Annotated in this window: 16 protein-coding genes and 3 pseudogenes; 8 read left to right on the forward strand and 11 right to left on the reverse strand. The window is 69.9% G+C overall.

Annotated features, from left to right (window positions below; genetic code table 11):
• Window positions 1-76: 76 nt before the first annotated feature.
• A pseudogene (locus GA0074694_RS09590) lies at window positions 77-831 on the forward strand (IS5 family transposase); the annotation flags it as partial.
• Window positions 832-1,233: 402 nt separating this feature from the next.
• On the opposite strand, the gene GA0074694_RS09595 reads toward GA0074694_RS09590, so the two are convergent.
• The 5 genes and pseudogenes from GA0074694_RS09595 to GA0074694_RS09615 form a co-directional block, all read right to left on the reverse strand.
• Window positions 1,234-1,653, reverse strand: coding sequence for a hypothetical protein (locus tag GA0074694_RS09595; RefSeq protein WP_091455724.1), 420 nt, complete (start codon window positions 1,651-1,653; stop codon window positions 1,234-1,236).
• Window positions 1,650-2,491: pseudogene (locus GA0074694_RS09600) on the reverse strand (IS5 family transposase). The gene GA0074694_RS09595 and the pseudogene GA0074694_RS09600 overlap by 4 nt, the downstream one beginning before the upstream one ends.
• Window positions 2,492-2,630: 139 nt before the next feature.
• Window positions 2,631-3,911 (reverse strand): IS256 family transposase, encoded by a 1,281-nt coding sequence (locus GA0074694_RS09605; RefSeq protein ID WP_091455728.1) that lies wholly within the window; start codon window positions 3,909-3,911, stop codon window positions 2,631-2,633.
• 277 nt (window positions 3,912-4,188) lie between these two features.
• Window positions 4,189-5,031: an IS5 family transposase gene (locus GA0074694_RS09610; RefSeq protein WP_091453604.1), complete on the reverse strand. Its 843-nt coding sequence runs from the start codon at window positions 5,029-5,031 to the stop codon at window positions 4,189-4,191.
• Window positions 5,032-5,147: 116 nt separating this feature from the next.
• On the reverse strand, window positions 5,148-5,444 hold the full coding sequence (locus tag GA0074694_RS09615) for a metal-sensitive transcriptional regulator (RefSeq protein ID WP_091455731.1): 297 nt from the start codon (window positions 5,442-5,444) through the stop codon (window positions 5,148-5,150).
• 90 nt (window positions 5,445-5,534) lie between these two features.
• Here GA0074694_RS09615 and GA0074694_RS09620 point away from each other — a divergent pair, with 90 nt between their 5' ends.
• The 5 genes from GA0074694_RS09620 (at window position 5,535) to GA0074694_RS09640 (ending at window position 9,700) form a co-directional block, all read left to right on the forward strand.
• Window positions 5,535-5,744 carry a heavy-metal-associated domain-containing protein gene (locus GA0074694_RS09620; protein WP_091455734.1) on the forward strand — a complete coding sequence of 70 codons (210 nt, stop codon included), beginning with the start codon at window positions 5,535-5,537 and terminating at the stop codon, window positions 5,742-5,744.
• Window positions 5,741-6,640, forward strand: a complete 900-nt coding sequence (locus GA0074694_RS09625; RefSeq protein WP_091455739.1) for a hypothetical protein — start codon at window positions 5,741-5,743, stop codon at window positions 6,638-6,640. Before GA0074694_RS09620 ends, GA0074694_RS09625 begins: the two co-directional genes overlap by 4 nt.
• A 13-nt stretch (window positions 6,641-6,653) precedes the next feature.
• Window positions 6,654-8,909 (forward strand): heavy metal translocating P-type ATPase, encoded by a 2,256-nt coding sequence (locus GA0074694_RS09630; protein ID WP_091455743.1) that lies wholly within the window; start codon window positions 6,654-6,656, stop codon window positions 8,907-8,909.
• 120 nt (window positions 8,910-9,029) lie between these two features.
• The gene (locus GA0074694_RS09635) at window positions 9,030-9,203 is read left to right on the forward strand and encodes a CsbD family protein (protein WP_091455747.1); all 174 of its coding nucleotides are present in this window, start codon (window positions 9,030-9,032) and stop codon (window positions 9,201-9,203) included.
• Window positions 9,204-9,265: 62 nt separating this feature from the next.
• Window positions 9,266-9,700 carry a hypothetical protein gene (locus GA0074694_RS09640; protein ID WP_091458909.1) on the forward strand — a complete coding sequence of 145 codons (435 nt, stop codon included), beginning with the start codon at window positions 9,266-9,268 and terminating at the stop codon, window positions 9,698-9,700.
• 18 nt (window positions 9,701-9,718) lie between these two features.
• Here the strand turns inward: GA0074694_RS09640 and GA0074694_RS32720 are convergent.
• A pseudogene (locus GA0074694_RS32720) lies at window positions 9,719-10,009 on the reverse strand (DinB family protein); the annotation flags it as partial.
• A gap of 381 nt (window positions 10,010-10,390) precedes the next feature.
• On the opposite strand from GA0074694_RS32720, the gene GA0074694_RS09650 reads away from it, so the two are divergent.
• Window positions 10,391-10,990, forward strand: coding sequence for a hypothetical protein (locus GA0074694_RS09650; RefSeq protein ID WP_091455755.1), 600 nt, complete (start codon window positions 10,391-10,393; stop codon window positions 10,988-10,990).
• Window positions 10,991-11,086: 96 nt separating this feature from the next.
• Here GA0074694_RS09650 and GA0074694_RS09655 read toward each other — a convergent pair whose 3' ends face one another.
• Window positions 11,087-12,235 (reverse strand): polysaccharide lyase family 7 protein, encoded by a 1,149-nt coding sequence (locus GA0074694_RS09655; RefSeq protein WP_091455759.1) that lies wholly within the window; start codon window positions 12,233-12,235, stop codon window positions 11,087-11,089.
• Between the two features lie 193 nt (window positions 12,236-12,428).
• Between GA0074694_RS09655 and GA0074694_RS09660 the strand changes: the two genes are divergently transcribed.
• Window positions 12,429-12,878: a DUF4383 domain-containing protein gene (locus tag GA0074694_RS09660; RefSeq protein ID WP_091455763.1), complete on the forward strand. Its 450-nt coding sequence runs from the start codon at window positions 12,429-12,431 to the stop codon at window positions 12,876-12,878.
• Window positions 12,879-12,903: 25 nt separating this feature from the next.
• On the opposite strand, the gene GA0074694_RS30800 is transcribed toward GA0074694_RS09660, so the two are convergent.
• The 4 genes from GA0074694_RS30800 to GA0074694_RS09675 are packed head-to-tail and all read right to left on the reverse strand — an operon-like array spanning window position 12,904 to window position 16,891.
• A complete protein-coding gene (locus GA0074694_RS30800; protein WP_141714011.1) occupies window positions 12,904-13,086 on the reverse strand; it encodes a YciI family protein in 183 nt (60 codons plus the stop codon).
• 57 nt (window positions 13,087-13,143) lie between these two features.
• A complete protein-coding gene (locus GA0074694_RS09665) occupies window positions 13,144-14,940 on the reverse strand; it encodes an IucA/IucC family protein (protein ID WP_245714733.1) in 1,797 nt (598 codons plus the stop codon).
• A gap of 59 nt (window positions 14,941-14,999) precedes the next feature.
• On the reverse strand, window positions 15,000-15,602 hold the full coding sequence (locus tag GA0074694_RS09670; RefSeq protein ID WP_091455769.1) for a GNAT family N-acetyltransferase: 603 nt from the start codon (window positions 15,600-15,602) through the stop codon (window positions 15,000-15,002).
• A complete protein-coding gene (locus GA0074694_RS09675) occupies window positions 15,599-16,891 on the reverse strand; it encodes a lysine N(6)-hydroxylase/L-ornithine N(5)-oxygenase family protein (RefSeq protein WP_091455773.1) in 1,293 nt (430 codons plus the stop codon). Before GA0074694_RS09675 ends, GA0074694_RS09670 begins: the two co-directional genes overlap by 4 nt.
• Window positions 16,892-16,905: the final 14 nt, after the last annotated feature.

Genomic DNA, 16,905 nt, shown 5'->3' on the forward strand with positions numbered 1-16,905 from the left:
ATCGCGTTGTGTGCGCAACTGCAACTGTGGCGGGGATGACGCCCGTTCATGCTATCCGTCGAGCTTGACCGATGCGATGTGGGCCGTCCTCGCGCCCTTGATGCCGGTCCGTGACCTGCGTAAAGGCGGCCGGCCGCGCAAGTGGGGAGATCGGTTGATCCTGGATTCGATCTTCTATGTGCTGCGGTCGGGCTGTCCGTGGCGGATGATGCCGCGGGATCTGGCGCCGCCGGACGCGGCACATCGCTGGTTCACGACGTGGCGGAAGAACGGGACGTGGGACGCGATCCACGACGAGCTTCGCCGGCAGGTGCGGGTCGCGGCCGGTCGTGAGCCGGAGCCGACAGCGGCGGTGCTGGACGCCCAGTCGATCAAATCCAGTGAGGGCGGCGAATGCCGCGGGTTCGACATGGGCAAGAAGACCACCGGCCGCAAGCGGCACCTGGTGGTGGACACGATGGGGCTGATCCTGGTCGTGATGGTCACCTCCGCCTCGGTCAACGACCGTCCCGGCGGCCGCCGGATCCTGCAACGACTGGCCGAGACCTTCACCACCATCGCCCTCGTCTGGGCCGACGGCGGGTATGCCAACAGCATCGACTCCACCTTGGTGGGCTGGGCGAAAGACAAGCTCGGCATCCTGCTGGGGATCGTCAAGCGCACCGACGACGTCAAGGGCTTCCAGGTCCTCCCACGCAGGTGGATGGTGAGAGGACTCTCGGATGGCTGGTGCGCAACCGGCGTCTGGCCCGCGACTACGAGCGGCTCACCGCCAACTTCGAGGCCATGATCAAGGTAGCGATGATTCGACTCATGACGATACGTCTGGCCGGTCAAACAGTCCGCTGGGCCAACGCCACCGAGCGCGAAGCCGCCCAACGCATCAACGTTGAGCGACTTCTCGCCACGTAGTCACCCGGTTACCCGACGGTCTCTTAGAAGGCGTCTGATTCACGTATTTCGCGTGTTCTGGCGTTTCAGAGGGTGGTTCGGTAGGCTATGTCCTATGTGGGCTTGGGGGTTCGTTAGAGGCCCTGGTGGTGGGGGTTACGCGGACGGCGGAGGCGCGGCGAGCGTGAACAGGCCGGCCTCGGGTTCGGTGAGGATCTGGCGGGCGACGAGGCGTTTGGGCTTGGCGGGGACTGTACAAATAACGGCCTTGTTTCAGAGGGTGGTTCGGAAGGGCATGTCCGTTGTGGGTTTGGCCGCGGGGTAGAGGTCCTGCTCGTGGTGCTACGCGGATGGCGATGGCGATGCGAGGGTGAACAGGCCGGCCTCGGGTTCGGTGAGGATCTGGCGGGCGACGAGGCGTTTGAGCTTGGCGCGGAGATTCTCGGTGTCCTTGGCGGTGGTGCCGGTGCCGAGGGTGTGGCAGATGTCCTTGGCGCGCATCGGCGCGGTGCCGCCGTGGAACACGGCGAGGATCTGCTGGTAGGCCGGGCTGGCGACGGTCGCGTCAGCGGGTGACGTCGGGTCGGCGTGGCCGATCAGGCTGAGCAGCGTCTTGCGGGTGATGGCGAGTTCGGTCAGTTCGGTCTCCGCTGCGGTGAGCTGGTCGGTGAGGGTGGCGATCTGCTCGCGGAGCCGATCGACGGTGATGCCGGCGGCGGTCTCGCGTTCGGTGAGCAGGTTCAGCAGCGGCGGCTGGGTCACCGCTGGCGGCCTGGGTCGCGCCAGGACGGGGTGGCGGTGCCGGTCAGCCGGCGGACCAGGTTCGCCGTTGACGCCCACCAGGTGCGTGACACCGCCGAGGCGGGTCGGCTCTCGTACTCGCGGACCAGACGGCGGTGCAGCATCAGCGTGCCGTTGGTCTGTTCCACCACCCACCGGCGGGCGATCGGCACGAAACCGGCGGCCGTGTCGGTGCGTTTGACCTGCTCGACGTCGATACCGTTCACCGCGCCATGGATCTGCACGTCGTCTTTGAACCCGGCGTCGACCCATGCCTTGGTCACCGAAGGGGTGTGGGCCACGACGTTGTCCAGCAGTCGCACGCCGATCGCGTTGTCCGTGACCGACGCCGCGGTCACCACCACCGCGATGATCAACCCCAGGGCGTCCACCGCCAGGCCCCGCTTACGGCCCGGGACCTTCTTCGCGGCGTCCTTACCGGTTGTCGCGGCCGGGACGTGGTTGGCCGCCCGGATCGACTGGGTGTCCAACACCACCGCGGTCGGGTCCTCCCGCCGGCCGGCCCGCTCCCTCGCCTGGCAGCGCAGCAGATCATGAATCACCTGGTCGGTGCCGTCATCACGCCACAAGGCGAAGTAGTAGTACGTCGCGGACTTCGGTGGCAGGTCGTGCGGCAGGTACGCCCACTGACAACCGGTCCGGTTCTGGTAGAAGATCGCGTTCACGATTTCCCGCAACTCGTAGCGGCCCTGATGCCCCGACACCGACGGGTGCCGGTGTTTCCACGCCTGCAGGAACGGTCCCACCACCGCCCACTGCTCGTCGGTCAGGTCGCTGGATATGCCGCTCGCTCGCCCATGATCGACCCAACGCGGCGGGGACCTCACCGGTTACGACCATCGCTCGCATTCACATACTGAACCAAACCCACAATGGGCAAAGGCTACCGACCGCCCGGGTCTGTCAAGTTAACGGCTGATCTTGGTTTGTTGAGGTGGTCAGTCGTTGGCCGGGGTGAGCCGACCCTCGAAGGCGATCTGGAAGGCGTTCAGCGGCGCCTTCCAGCGCATGGTCCACCGCCGGCGTCCGGTGCCGGTCGGGTCGAGGCTCATCAACGCCATGTAGACGCACTTGAGCGCGGCTTGCTCGTTGGGGAAGTGTCCTCGGGCGCGGACGGCCTTGCGGATGCGGGCGTTCACGCTCTCGATCGCGTTCGTGGAGCAGATGACCTTGCGGATCTCCACGTCGAAGGCGAGGAACGGCACGAACTCGGCCCAGGCGTTCTCCCACAGCTTCACGATCGCCGGATACTTGCGGCCCCAGGTCTCGGCGAACTCGAGGAACCTTTCGGTCGCAGCGTCCTCGGTCGCCGCGGTGTAGACCGGCTTGAGCGCTTTCGCGATCTTGTCCCAGTCCTGGCGAGCCGCGTACCGGAACGAGTTGCGCAGCAGATGCACCACGCAGGTCTGCACGATCGTGCGCGGCCACACCGTCGCGACCGCGTCCGGCAGGCCCTTGAGCCCGTCACAGACGAGCATCAACACGTCCTGGACACCGCGGTTCTTCAGCTCGGTGAGCACATGCAACCAGTGCTTCGCGCCCTCACCGCCGTCACCGGCCCAGATCCCGAGGATGTCGCGGTGCCCGTCGACGGTGACCGCCATGACGACGTAGATCGGCCGGTTCGCGACCTGACCATCGCGGATCTTCACGTTGATGGCGTCGATAAACACGACTGGATACACCCTGTCGAGGGGCCGGTTCTGCCACTCGGCCATCCCGTCCATGACCTTGTCGGTGATCGTGGAGATGGTCTGCTTCGACACCTCCGCGCCGTACACCTCGGCCAGGTGCGCGGCGATCTCCCCGTGGGTGAGACCTTTGGCCGACAACGACAGCACCATGTCGTCGACGCCGGACAGACGCCGCTGGCGTTTGCGCACGATCTGCGGCTCGAACGTCCCGGCGGCGTCGCGTGGCACCCGGACCTCGACCGGGCCGATGTCGGTCAGCACCGTCTTGGTCCGGCTGCCGTTACGGGTGTTCCCGCTGCCCCGACCCGCCGGGTCGTGCTTGTCGTAGCCGACGTGGTCGGTGATCTCACCATCCAGGGCCGACTCCAGGACCCGCTTCGTGAGCTGCTGCAGCAGCCCACCCTCACCGGTCAGCTTCAACCCGTCACCACGAGCCCGATCGACCAGCATCGCGATCAGCTGCTCATCCGTGACCGCACCCACCGGCCCGGCGGCCGGCTGTCCCACAGTGGTCTCGGTCGTCATCTGGCGTCTCTCCCTTGATCGGTCGATCAGCCGTTATTTGTACAGTCCCAACCGCCCTCTCATATTCGGTGGTGACGGAAGGTGCTGTTACCCGAGGAGGATGCGGTGGCGGAGCAGGTGAAGCCTGCTCGTCCGTGCATTTGGCATGCGGTTCGTTTGGTCTTGGTGTTGACGCCTTCGTGGGGCCGTTGCTGTAGGGGAACGTGGGGTGACCGTTACCTTCTTGACCGCCATGCGAGCACCATACGAGTAAGAGGTCGCGCGGAATGGTTGTTGATCATCGGCGGCGGGCGGGTCGGTTGTTCCACCGGTAGAGGGTCCATGCACGCCGGATGAGGCTGCGGACGGTGATGATCGCGTCGGCGAGGTCGAAGAAGGCGTCGATGACCTTCTCTGTTCGTTCGTAGCAGCGTTGCAGCCGGTTGAACGCGTTGTGCCAGCTGTTCGTCCGTTCGACGTGCCACCGTTGGCTCGCCTGGATGGGCGCCTTGTCGCCCTTGTGGGCGATCTCACCGGTCAGGCCGCGCTCGGCCAGCAGGGCGCGGGTGACCTGGGAGTCGTATCCGGCGTCGAGGTGCACCGTGATGGCCTGGGGTAGTGGGCCGAGGTCGTCGAGGTGGTCGAGGGTGGGGCCGAGCAGGGGTGAGTCGTGTCGGTTCGCGCCGGCCAGGACCCGGCCGAGGGGGATGCCGTAGCCGTCGACCATCAACGAGCGTTTCATGCCCTGCTTGCCCCGGTCGACCGGTGAGCGTCCGGCGGCCTCGCCGCCGCCGGGAGCCTTGGTGATGCAGCCGTCCACGGCGATGTCGTCGAGGACCAGGCCGACGAGCCGGTCGTAGGCGTCCAGGGCGATCTGTTTGAGCTGGGCGAACACCCCAAGCTCTATCCACTCGTCACGGCGGCCGCGGATCGTGGTGGCCGAACAGGTGGCATCGGCGATCGCCTCGTAGGCGCAGCCGAACCGCAACACCTGGACCAGCTTGTCGAACACGATGCGGTCATCGATCCGCTTGCGGTGACAGCCCAGCGGATGTGTCGGTTGGTAGGTCGGCCGATCGGGGAGCAGCGCGGCGAACTGGACCCACAACGGCTCGATCAGCCATGCTGGGATGGCAGGCACAGAACCTCCCGTGATCACGGAGCGTCAGCAACTTCATGATCACCAGTTCTGTGCCTGCATCCGTTCAGGCGCGCCGATCAACCCACCATTCCGCGCGACCTCTAAGACTCCCGGCGTCAGCCGCGCTTCATCAGGCGGCCGACCGCCGCCATCATCTCGGTCGCCATCTCGTCGGCACGCCCCTCGGCGGCGCCCTCGTGCATGCAGTGCCGGGCGTGGTCGTCGAGCAGGCCGAGGGCGACCTTGTCCAGGGCGGCCTGGATGGCGGAGATCTGGGTGAGCACGTCGATGCAGTACCGGTCCTCGTCGACCATCTTCTCGATGCCCCGGACCTGCCCCTCGACGCGGCGTAGCCGCGCGAGCAACTGGTCCTTGGTGGCCGTGTATCCCCGGATCGGTGTGGGTGTGCTCATGGTGTCGAGGATAGCGTACCCCCCGGGGGTATGTTACGGTCCAGTCGAGGGGATACCCCAGGCGGGTATCCATCGTCGAGAGGAGTTTCGATGGCCACCGAGACGTACCAGGTGAAGGGCATGACCTGCGGACACTGCGTCAGCGCGGTCAGCAGCGAGCTCGGGGCGGTCGCCGGCGTCACCGACGTCCAGGTCGACCTGGCCTCGGGGCAGGTCACCGTCACCAGCGACGTCCCGCTGGAGACCGAGGCGGTCCGCGCCGCGGTCGACGAGGCCGGATTCGAGCTCGTCGGAGCATGAACACAGCGACGAAGCTGAGCGGTTTCGCCCTCGGCCTCGTGGCGGTTGTCGGTGCGGCGTACGGGGTCGGGCAGTTGACCGGCCCCGTCACCCCCGCCGAGAGCGGCCACACCATCGGGCACGCGACCGCCGGCCCCGAGGGCGGGCACGAGGACGCCCCGGGCGGCGCCGAGGACCACCTCCCCGGCGGCCTGCTGGTCTCCGACCGGGGCTACACGCTCACCCCCGTCTCCACGTCGGGCGGCGAGTTCGCCTTCCGGGTCACCGGCCCGGACGGGCACGCGGTCACCTCCTTCGACGAGGCACACGACAAGCGGATGCACCTCATCGTCGCCCGGCGGGACCTCGCCGCGTTCCGGCACGTGCACCCGGCGATGGATCCGGACGGCACCTGGCGGGTCGACTCCCCGCTGGGCGAGCCGGGGATCTGGCGGGCCTTTGCCGACTTCACCCCGACCGGGGCGGAACCGCTCACCCTCGGGGTCGACGTCGCGGTCCCCGGCGCGTTCACCCCGCGGGCGCTCCCCGCCCCGGCGGTCACCACCACCGTCGACGGGTACGCCGTCACCCTCGCCGGTGAGCTGCGGCCCGGCGGGACGAGCGGGCTGACCCTGACCGTCCGACGCGACGGCGTACCGGTCACCGACCTCCAGCCCTACCTCGGTGCGTACGGGCACCTGGTGGCGCTGCGCCAGGGCGATCTGGCGTACCTGCACGTGCACCCGGACGGTGGCCCAGGCGACGGGCGGACCCGTCCCGGCCCGGAGGTGCGCTTCCGCGCCGAGGTGCCGTCCGCCGGGACGTACCGCCTCTTCCTGGACTTCCAACACGGCGGCACGGTCCGTACCGCCGCGTTCACGGTCGTGGCCGGCGCATCCGACCACGCGCACGACTGACCGGAGGTACCCGATGTCCACCGCTGAGCCACTACGGGTGGCACCCCACCGGATCGAGCTGGCCATCGGCGGGATGACCTGCGCCTCCTGTGCCTCCCGGATCGAGAAGAAGCTCAACCGCATCGACGGTGTCACCGCCACGGTCAACTACGCCACCGAGAAGGCGAGCATCCGGTACGACGACACCGTCACGCCACAGGATCTGATCGCCACGGTCGAGAAGACCGGCTACACCGCCGCGCTGCCGCCCCCGCCCACGCCGTCCGCCGGCGCGGAGGGGACCACCGAGCCGGTGGACGAGCTGCGCGGGCTGCGTACCCGGTTGTGGGTGTCGGCCGTGCTGACGGTGCCGGTGGTCCTGCTGGCGATGGTGCCGGCCTGGCAGTTCACCTACTGGCAGTGGCTCTCGCTGACCCTGACCGCCCCGGTGGTGGCCTACGGCGGGCTGCCCCTCCACAGGGCCGCCCTGGTCAACCTGCGCCACGGCGCGGCGACCATGGACACGCTGATCTCACTCGGCACCCTCGCCGCGTTCGGCTGGTCGCTCTGGGCGCTCTTCCTCGGCGACGCGGGCACGCCGGGGATGACCCACCCGTTCACCTTCGACGTCGCGCGCAGCGACGGGGCCGGCAACATCTACCTGGAGACGGCGGCCGGGGTGACCACGTTCATCCTCGCCGGCCGCTACTTCGAGGCCCGCGCGAAGCGCACCGCCGGGGCGGCCCTGCGCGCCCTGCTCGAACTGGGCGCGAAGGACGTCGCCGTGCTGCGGGACGGCGCGGAGGTCCGGATCCCGGTCGACCGGCTCGCGGTGGGGGACCGGTTCGTGGTCCGGCCCGGCGAGAAGGTCGCCACCGACGGGGTGGTGGCCGAGGGCACCTCGGCGGTCGACGCCAGCATGCTCACCGGCGAGTCGGTGCCGGTCGAGGTAGGGCCGGGGGACGCCGTGGTCGGGGCGACCGTCAACGCGGGCGGCCGACTGGTGGTCACCGCCACCCGGATCGGCGGGGACACCCAGCTCGCCCAGATGGCGCAGTTGGTGGAGCAGGCGCAGACCGGCAAGGCCGCGGTGCAGCGGCTGGCCGACCGGATCTCCGGGGTCTTCGTCCCGATCGTGATCGCCCTCGCGGTCGGCACCCTCGGCTACTGGCTCGGCCGCGACGCTGGCCTGACCGCCGCGTTCACCGCCGCCGTGGCGGTGCTGATCATCGCCTGCCCGTGCGCGCTCGGTCTGGCCACCCCGACCGCCCTGCTGGTCGGCACCGGCCGGGGCGCGCAGCTCGGCATCCTGATCAAGGGGCCGGAGGTGCTGGAGTCGACCCGGCGGGTGGACACCGTCGTGCTGGACAAGACCGGCACCGTCACCACCGGCAGGATGACCCTGGTCGACACGCTCCCGGCCGACGGACAGGACGCCGACGAACTGCTGCGGCTGGCCGGCGCGCTGGAGGCGGCCAGCGAACACCCGATCGCCAGGGCGGTGGCCGCCGGGGCGGCCCGTGCCGGCACTCTGCCCCCGGTGACCGGGTTCGCCAACGCCGAGGGGCTCGGCGTCACCGGCACGGTCGACGGCCGGGAGCTGGTGGTCGGCCGGGTACGGCTGCTGCGCGAGCGCGGTCTCGACGTACCCGAGGGGGTCGAACGGGCGGTGCGTGACGCGGAGGCCGAGGGGCGGACGGCGGTGCTGGCCGGCTGGGACGGCCGGGCGCGTGGCGTCCTGGTCGTCGCCGACGTGGTCAAGCCGACCAGCCGGGCCGCGATCGCCCGGCTCCGTGAGATCGGTCTGACTCCGGTGCTGCTGACCGGGGACAACTCCGCCGTGGCCCGCACGGTCGCCGCCGAGGTGGGGGTGGACGAGGTGATCGCCGAGGTGCTGCCGGCGGAGAAGGTGGACATGGTCCGACGGCTCCAGGCCGAGGGGAAGGTCGTGGCCATGGTCGGGGACGGGGTGAACGACGCCGCCGCGCTCGCCCAGGCCGACCTGGGACTGGCCATGGGCACCGGCACGGACGCGGCGATCGAGGCGTCCGACCTGACCCTGGTCCGGGGTGACCTCATGACGGCGGTCGACGCGATCCGGCTCTCCCGCCGGACGCTGCTGATCATCAAGAGCAACCTGTTCTGGGCCTTCGCCTACAACGTGGCGGCGCTGCCACTGGCCGCCGCCGGGATGCTCAATCCAATGATCGCCGGAGCCGCGATGGCCTTCTCCTCGGTCTTCGTGGTCGCCAACAGCCTGCGCCTGCGGGGCTTCCGCCCGGTGGCGTAGCCGGTCCGACTGGCCCGGCCACGCCTGGCGAACAGGGAAAAGGGTTGGGTGGGGGCGGTGGGGGTAGGAATCACCGGGTAGGACGACGAGGTTCCACACCCGCGACCCCGGAGGTGCCGCATGGGTATCGATGACAAGATCAATAACGCGTCCGAGCAGGCGGCCGGCAAGGTCAAGGAAGGTGCCGGCCGGGCGACCGGCGACGAGCGGCTGGAGAGCGAGGGCCACAAGGACCAGGCCAGCGCCAACCTCAAGCAGGCCGGCGAGAAGATCAAGGACGTGTTCCGCAGCTGATGTCCGCGTTTCCGCGTCGGGTCGACCCCGGTCGGCCCGACGCGGCGCGTACGGGAGGGAAGATGCCGGTCACCCTCGACGACCTCGGTGCGTGGCTGCTCAAGGGCAACGCGGACACCACCGACCTGACCAGCCGGTTCGCCCGTGATCCCCGGGTGCGGGAGTGGTGTGTCCGCCCCGGTTACCGGGCCCGGCTGATGGCGGACGGGCAGCCGGTCGTCCTCTGGGCGAGCGGAAGCCGGGGTGGTCCGCCGTACGGCGTCTGGGGTGTCGGCCGGCTCACCGGCCCGCCGGTGCCCCACGGCGACGGGCCGTGGACGGTGCCGCTCGACCTCACCGTCCTCGCCCCCGAGCGCCGGGTCCGTCGCGATGCCCTACGCGCCGACGCCCGCCTGGCGGCGGCGGAGGTCTTCCGCCAGCCGCAGGGGGCCAACCCGTCCTACCTGACCGTGGCCCAGTTCGCTGCCCTCCACGACCATCTGCCGCCGACAGGCTGAACAGGTCGGCCGAGAGGCGATGTCGCTGCGTTCGCGCGGCGGACGGCCCTGGAGATGGTCCATGGTCACGCTCCACCACCAGCCGAGGTGCCAGGTGAGCCAGGCGATCGTGGGCACCGGGACCGGGTCCGGCTCGGTGTCTGCCCAGTCCGGCACCCACCCGCCGGCCGGGCCGCCCCGCATCGTCCAGCAGAGTGGGGCGGGTTCCCACCGGAAGTCCTCCGGTTCGAGTCGTTCCAGGTGGTACTCGAACAACGACCAGGTCAGGTCGAACTGCCCCCGCGTCAGCGTGGGGAAAGGTACCGGCATCCGGACACCATGCCACCGCGTCGCCCCGCCGGTCGACCGAGTATGGTCCGCCGTCACGCCGGAGACCCGGGAATGGCGGTGGGGGCGCGTCGGTTGTGTCCCCGTGCGGCCGTGACCCGCCGCCGGTGAGCGCGCGGGTGGGTCGGGTGGCCCCGGGAATGGGGTCGGCCCGCCGGTCGTTACACCATGTCGACGCCGATGGAGCAGCCCGCCCGGCGGGCCCGGTGGATCCCCCGATCCCCTCTCCGGTGCGTCGCGAAATCCCCCGGAACGTTCTCAGAGCGCCCTTACGTGTGGTGCTCACGCACCGTCCGCTCCCTCCCCGCCCGCCTGGGCGGCATGTCCGGATGTGTGCGTCGACCCCCGAACGGAGCTTTGACCATGAACAAGCTTATCCAGCGTGGTGTGCTGTCCATCGCAGGTCTGACCGCCGCAGCCGGAATCGCCGCCGGTCCGGGCCTGTCGCAGGACACGACCCCGGCAGTGACCACCACGCCGGTCGCGGCGACCCAGCAGGTGACGGCAGACAAGCCGGTGTCGACGGACAAGCTGCTGCCCAACGGTGTGCCCGCCGGCCAGTCGACGGTCCCCCTGACCGACGAGCAGAAGGCCAACGCCAAGGCCATCATCGAGGCCACCAAGAAGAACGGCATGGACGAGCGGGCCGCCGTGGTCGCCATCGCCACCGCCCTCCAGGAGTCGAAGCTGGAGAACCTGGGCCACCTGGGTGACCGCAACGACCACGACTCGCAGGGCCTGTTCCAGCAGCGCCCGTCGAGCGGGTGGGGCACGGTCGAGCAGATCACCGACCCCGAGTACGCCACCACCGCGTTCCTCACCGGTCTGAAGCAGGTCGACGGCTGGCAGGACCTGCCCCTGACCCAGGCCGCCCAGACCGTGCAGGTGTCGGCCTACCCCGACCACTACGCCCAGTGGGAGAAGCAGGCCGCCGACCTCGTCGCCGAACTCTGGACCAGGTGACGACCGGACAGGACAACCACGAGGGCCCCTTCCCGATCCGGGAAGGGGCCCTCGTCGGTGTGCACGCATCGGCGGAGGTCGGGTCGCGCCAGGCGGTCAGGAGTGCGTCACGCTCAGGCCGTAGATGAGCGTCTGGCCGTAGTTGTCACTGCTGCACGGCGACGAGTTGGTGCAGTTGGCCTGGGTGTACGCGCCGGCCTTGAAGTAGGCGCCGGAGAAGCTCCGGCTGAGCGTGGTCTGGAGGACGCCGTTGTAGTACGCCCTGACCTGCCCGCCACCGACCACGAACTTCACCTGGATGCGGGTGCCGAGCTGGTAGCCGCTGGTGACCAGCTTGTGGTGGGTGGTGTCGCCGTTGGTGACGTACAGGTTCGTCCCCTCCAGCCGGAACACGGTCACGTCGTCGCTGCCGTCGTGGATCTGCGCGCCGACGACGTGCGGCTTGGTGGCCGGCAGGCGGGTGAAGGCGAGGTCCACGGTCAGGGTGTGCGTGCCGGAGGTGGAGGACCAGGCCGCGTTGGCCGTCCCGTTGGAGGTCATCTCGCGCAGCTCGGAGCGGGGGTAGCTGGAGCCGCTGGTGGTCACCCCGTTGACCGGGGCGCGGAACTGCACCGCCCGGCACGAGTCGGCGGTGACGAACCACGGGGAGATCTGGTAGCTGTCCAGCGTGGGCTGCTTGATCTCCGTCGGGCTCTCCGACGCTCCGATCGGCAGGGTGATCTTCCAGTTGGTCAGGTCGAGCACGTCGGCGGGGACGGCGCAGGTCCCGCCGCTGCCGTCCGCCCCGTACACCCGTGCCTCGGTGATGCTGTTCCAGTCGTTGTACGTGTTGCCGTAGCCGAGCACCCGGACGTACCGGGCGGTGCGGTCGGTGAAGCCGTACGTCTCCAGTTGCAGGGTGCTGCCGCTGCTCGTCCGCTGGCTGACGACCGTGTTCCAGGTGGCGGCGTCGGCGGAGACCTGCACGGCGAACGTCTGCACCCGCGTGTCGCCCTGGTGCCAGGCGATGGCGATCGAGCCGACCGTGGTGCTCGCCCCGAGGTCGAAACGGATCCAGGAGCCGTCGCCCTCGGCCGACCAGCGGGTGTTCAGGTCGCCGTCGATCGCGTTGGCCGGCACGTTGCCGTCGTGCGAACTGGCGGTCACACCGGCGACCGGCAGGGTCGTCGCCGCCTGGGCCGGCGTGGCGGCGAGCCCCACACCGAGCAGTGCCAGGGAGAGGATGCTGGCCACGGGTCGTCGCATCGGGAACCTCGCTTGCGCTCGAAGGACGGGGACGGAGCGGGGAACGATGACGGACGATAATCATGGCTTCGCTCAGCGTCAATGCCCTGGAGGTCCGGCCCCCCCGGCCGGCGGAGTGGTTGGCCGGGCCCTGGTTTCGGGCGGGCGGAAAAGGGGAGAAGCCACCGGATTCCTCGACGGAGAGGTGACGGAGATGGCCACCAGAACCAGCGCCCGTACCCGGGCCCCCCACCCGGTACGCCGGGCCGCCCAGGCGGTCGGCGTGGTTTTCCTGCTGGTCGGGGTGCTCGGTTTCATTCCGGGCATCACCAGCGACTACGGCTCGATGACGTTCGCCGGGCACGAGTCCGAGGCGAAACTGCTCGGCCTGTTCCAGGTGTCGATCCTGCACAACCTGGTGCACCTCGCGTTCGGCGTCGCCGGGCTCGCTCTGGCGCGTACCGTTTCGGGCGCACGGACGTACCTGGTCGGCGGTGGCGCGCTCTATCTGGTGCTCTGGCTGTACGGACTGGTGATCGACCACGACAGTGGCGCGAACTTCGTACCGCTCAACAGCGCCGACAACTGGCTGCACCTGTTCCTCGGCCTCGGCATGATCGCCCTCGGATTCCTGCTGACCCGAGGCGACCGCGCGCGACGTTGAATCCGCGTCCCGGGACGCCCGGCTGTCACATGTCGTGCGGCGGCGCGGACAGCACCGGGTGCACCTCGATCGGCATGTTGACCGGGCATCCGTCGGGACCGGGCGCGGCCGAGGTGGTGGTGGCGATCTCGACGGCCCGCTCGGGGGACGCGACGTCCACGATCCAGTAGCCGGCGAGGAGCCACCGCACCATTCTCGGTGCCGTCACGCCCGTCGGCGCCACCAACCGTGATCTCGGCATCCGCGCCGGAGGAATCCCGGAGATTCACCCGGCCGGCGGGGCGAAGCGGGCGAGGGGGTTGGCGAGGGTGCCGACCAGTTGCAGGGCGGCGGACGGGTCGGCGAGGTCGACCATCTGCTCGTTGTTGCGCAACTGGAGGCGGTTGAGGCAGGACAGGGCGAAGTCGTCGGCGAAGAGGTCGTACCGGGCGAACCGCTCGGCCAGGTGCGGCACCCGGTCGCGGTAGGCGGTCGCGCACTCCGCCACCGTCCGCCAGAAGGTCTCCTCGTCGAGCACGCCCTCGGTGGCCAGCACCGCGTTCAGGTGCCGGAAGAAGCAGTCGAAGACGTCCGTGAAGATGGACAGCAGGCGCATGTCCTCCGGGACCTCGGCCTGTACCCGGCGCACCTGCTCCGGCAGCTCCACCGCCGGGTCCATCACGCAGATCTCCTCGGCGATGTCCTTGAAGATCGCCCGCTCGACCGTGCCGCCGTCGAGGACCAGGATGACGTTCTCGCCGTGCGGCATGAACGCCAGGTCGTAGGCGTAGAAGGCGTGCAGCAGCGGCACCAGGTACGCGTCCAGGTAGCGGCGCAGCCACACCTCGGGGGCCAGCCCGGACTCTCCGATCAGCGCGGCGACCAGCGAGCGGCCGTCGGCGTCGACGTGCACCAGGGACGCCATGGTGGCCAGGCGGCGGCCCGGGGCCAGGCCCGGCACCGGGCTCTCCCGCCACAGCGCGGCGAGCATCTTCCGGTACGGGGAGTACCGGTCGGTGGCCGTCTCGAACTGCCGGTGCCGGTAGCCGACGGCGGCCCGCTCGCGCAGGATGGTCAGGCCGGTCTCCTTGATCACCTCGTCGGCGTCGAACAGCTCGGCGAGCCAGTCGTTGATCGCCGGAGTGGCCTCCATGTACGCGGCGGAGAGCCCGCGCAGGAAGCCCATGTTCAGCACGGAAAGCGCGGTCTTGACGTAGTGCCGCTCCGGCGTGCTGACGTTGAAGAAGGTGCGGATGGACTGCTGCGCCAGGTGCTCGTCCGGTCCCTCGCCGAGGCAGACCAGCCGCCGCCGGGCCACCTCGCCCGCGAAGGTGACCGCCAGGCGGTTCCACCACTGCCAGGGGTGCACCGGGATCAGCAGGTAGTCGGACGGGTCGAGGCCGAGGCCGGTGAGCGTGGCGGTGAACCGGTCCCGGGTCTCCCCGCCCAGCTCGTACGCCACGAGGGCGTCGTAGTCGAGGTCGGCGGCGCAGGTGAAGGTGGCGTGGTCGCGGTGCGCGGCGAGCCAGAGCAGCCGGACCGGTCGGGCCGCCTCCGGGGCGTACCGGTGGTAGTCGTGGATGCCGAAGCCGAGCCGGCCGTTGTTCGCCACGAAGCAGGGATGCCCCTCGGTCATGCCGGTCTCGATCGCCTGGAAGTCGGCGCGGGCCAGCTCGGCGGCGCTCACCTCCGGTCGGCTCAGCTTGTACGCGGTCCCGGCCAGGGTGGAGGTGATCTCCTCCAGGTAGACCGGCAGCACCCGGTCGGAGAGGCCGAGCGCGCCGCGCAGCTCGGTGCAGAGGTCCAGGGCGTCCAGCGGCAGTTCCGCGCCGTCGCGGTGGCGGGTGATGCTCGCCGGGTCGATGTGCCAGTGCTCCAGGGAGAGCAGCCGGGCGGCGAACCGGTACTCGACACTGCCGTCGTCGCTGCGGACGAGGTAGGTACGCCCGCTCGGACCGGCCGGGTCGTCGCCGACCGGCTCGGGGGCGAGCAGGCGTTCGTGGGCGAACTCGGCGAGCGCCTTGCGCACGAGCAGCCGGTTGGCCCGGGCCCAGTGCTCCGGGGTCAGGTGGGCGACGGACAACTCCGGGTTGAGGCCGACGGACGGCTCCGGAGCCGGGGCGGCGACGGACTCGACGGGGTTCACGTGCGGGACTCCTCCGGGGACGGCCGGACCGTGGTGTCCAGGCCGGTGGCTTGCTCGAACATGGCCCGGGTGCAGACGCTGAGCAGCGCCTCCTTCTCGGGCTTGGCGACGGGACCGACCACCTCGAAGCCGACCGCCGCGTTGAGGGCGTGCACCGCCGTGTTGCGCACGTCCGGCTCGACCACCACCCGGTGGGTCGCCGGGTCGGCGAAGAGCCAGGCCATCACCGTGGTGATCACGGCAAGGGTGAAGCCGTGCACCGGCGTCTCGGCGGGCGCGCAGAGGAAGTGCATGCCGACGTCCCCCTCGGCCGCGTCGTGGAGGCCGACGAGTTCGACCCGCGCCGGGTCGTACCGTTCGGCGAGGAACGCCGGCCGGTCCCGCCACAGCCCGACGAAGGCGTCGTGGTGCGGGTGCTCGTGGATGCGGCGGTACTCGGCGGCGACCCGGGCCAGGTCCGCGTCGAGCATCAGCCAGTACGCGGCCTTCGGGTGGGTCACCCAGCCGTGCAGCAGCGCGGCGTCCGCGTCCGGATCGAGGGTACGCAGGGCGAACGCGCCGAGCCGGTGGTCGACCCGGCGGTAGACGACGCTGGTCACGAACCCGTACCCGCCGGCGTCCCGAAGTCCTGGAAGGCGATGCGCTTCTCGATCGGGTAGTGCTCCCGGCCGGTCAGCTCCCGGATGATCCACGAGTTGCGGTACGGCCCCATGCCCAGGTCGGGCGAGGTGATGCTGTGCGTGTGGGTGCCCGCGTTCTGGAGGAAGATCTCCCGCCCGGCGTGGTCGACGGTGTAGTTGCGGGCCACGTCGAAGCGGCCGTGGGAGTCCCAGCGGATCCGGTCCCGCACCGGTTCGAGGAAGTCCGGCACCCGGTAGTGGTAGCCGGTGGCCAGCACCAGCCCCTCGGTGTCGAGGGCGAAGTCCCGTCCCTGCTCGACGTGGCGCAGCCCGAGCCGGTAGCTGCCGGCCGCCTCGTCGTACGCGGCGCTGGTCAGCTCGGTGTTGGTCAGCAGGCGGGTACGGATCGGGCCGTCGAGGCTGCGGGCGTAGAGCAGGTCGAAGATCTCGTTGATCAGGTCGGAGTTGATCCCCTTGAACAGGTTCTTCTGCTCCGACTCCAACCGGTAGCGGGTCTCCTCGGGCAGGGCGTGGAAGTAGTCCACGTAGTCCGGGGAGGTCATCTCCAGGGTGAGCTTGGTGTACTCCAGCGGGAAGAAGCGCGGCGAACGGGTCACCCAGTTGAGCTGGTAGTCGTGACCGTCGAGGTCGCCGAGCAGGTCGTGGTAGATCTCCGCCGCGCTCTGCCCGCTGCCGACGACGGTGATGCTCCGCTTGGCCCGCAGGGCGGCCCGGTGCTCCAGGTAGTGCGCGTTGTGGATCATGTCCCCGCCGAGCCCGGCGCAGGCCGGCGGCAGGTACGGCGGGGTGCCGGTGCCCAGCACCAGGTGCCGGGCGCGGTACTCCACGGCCTCCCCGGTCGCGGTGACCGTGGCGTGGACGGTGTAGCCGCCGTCGGCGTACTCGACCGAGGTGACCTGCTGGCCGAAGCGGAGGGAGCCCAGCTTGCCGGCTGCCCAGCGGCAGTAGTCGTTGTACTCCCGGCGGAGTGGGAAGAAGCTCTCCCGGATGTAGAACGGGTAGAGCCGCCCCGACTCCTTGAGGTAGTTGAGGAAGGAGTACGGCGAGGTCGGGTCGGCCAGGGTGACCAGGTCGGCGATGAACGGCGTCTGGAGCCGGGTGGCCTCCAGCAGCATCCCGGGGTGCCAGTCGAAGTCCGGGCGGGCCTCCAGGAAGACGCCGTCCAGGTCGGCGATCGGTTCGGTCAGGCAGGCCAGGCCCAGGTTGTACGGGCCCAGCCCGATCGCGATGAAGTCGTGGGTCGACATGCGGCTCTCCAGGG

The organism is Micromonospora inyonensis, from assembly GCF_900091415.1.
GTDB lineage: Bacteria > Actinomycetota > Actinomycetes > Mycobacteriales > Micromonosporaceae > Micromonospora > Micromonospora inyonensis.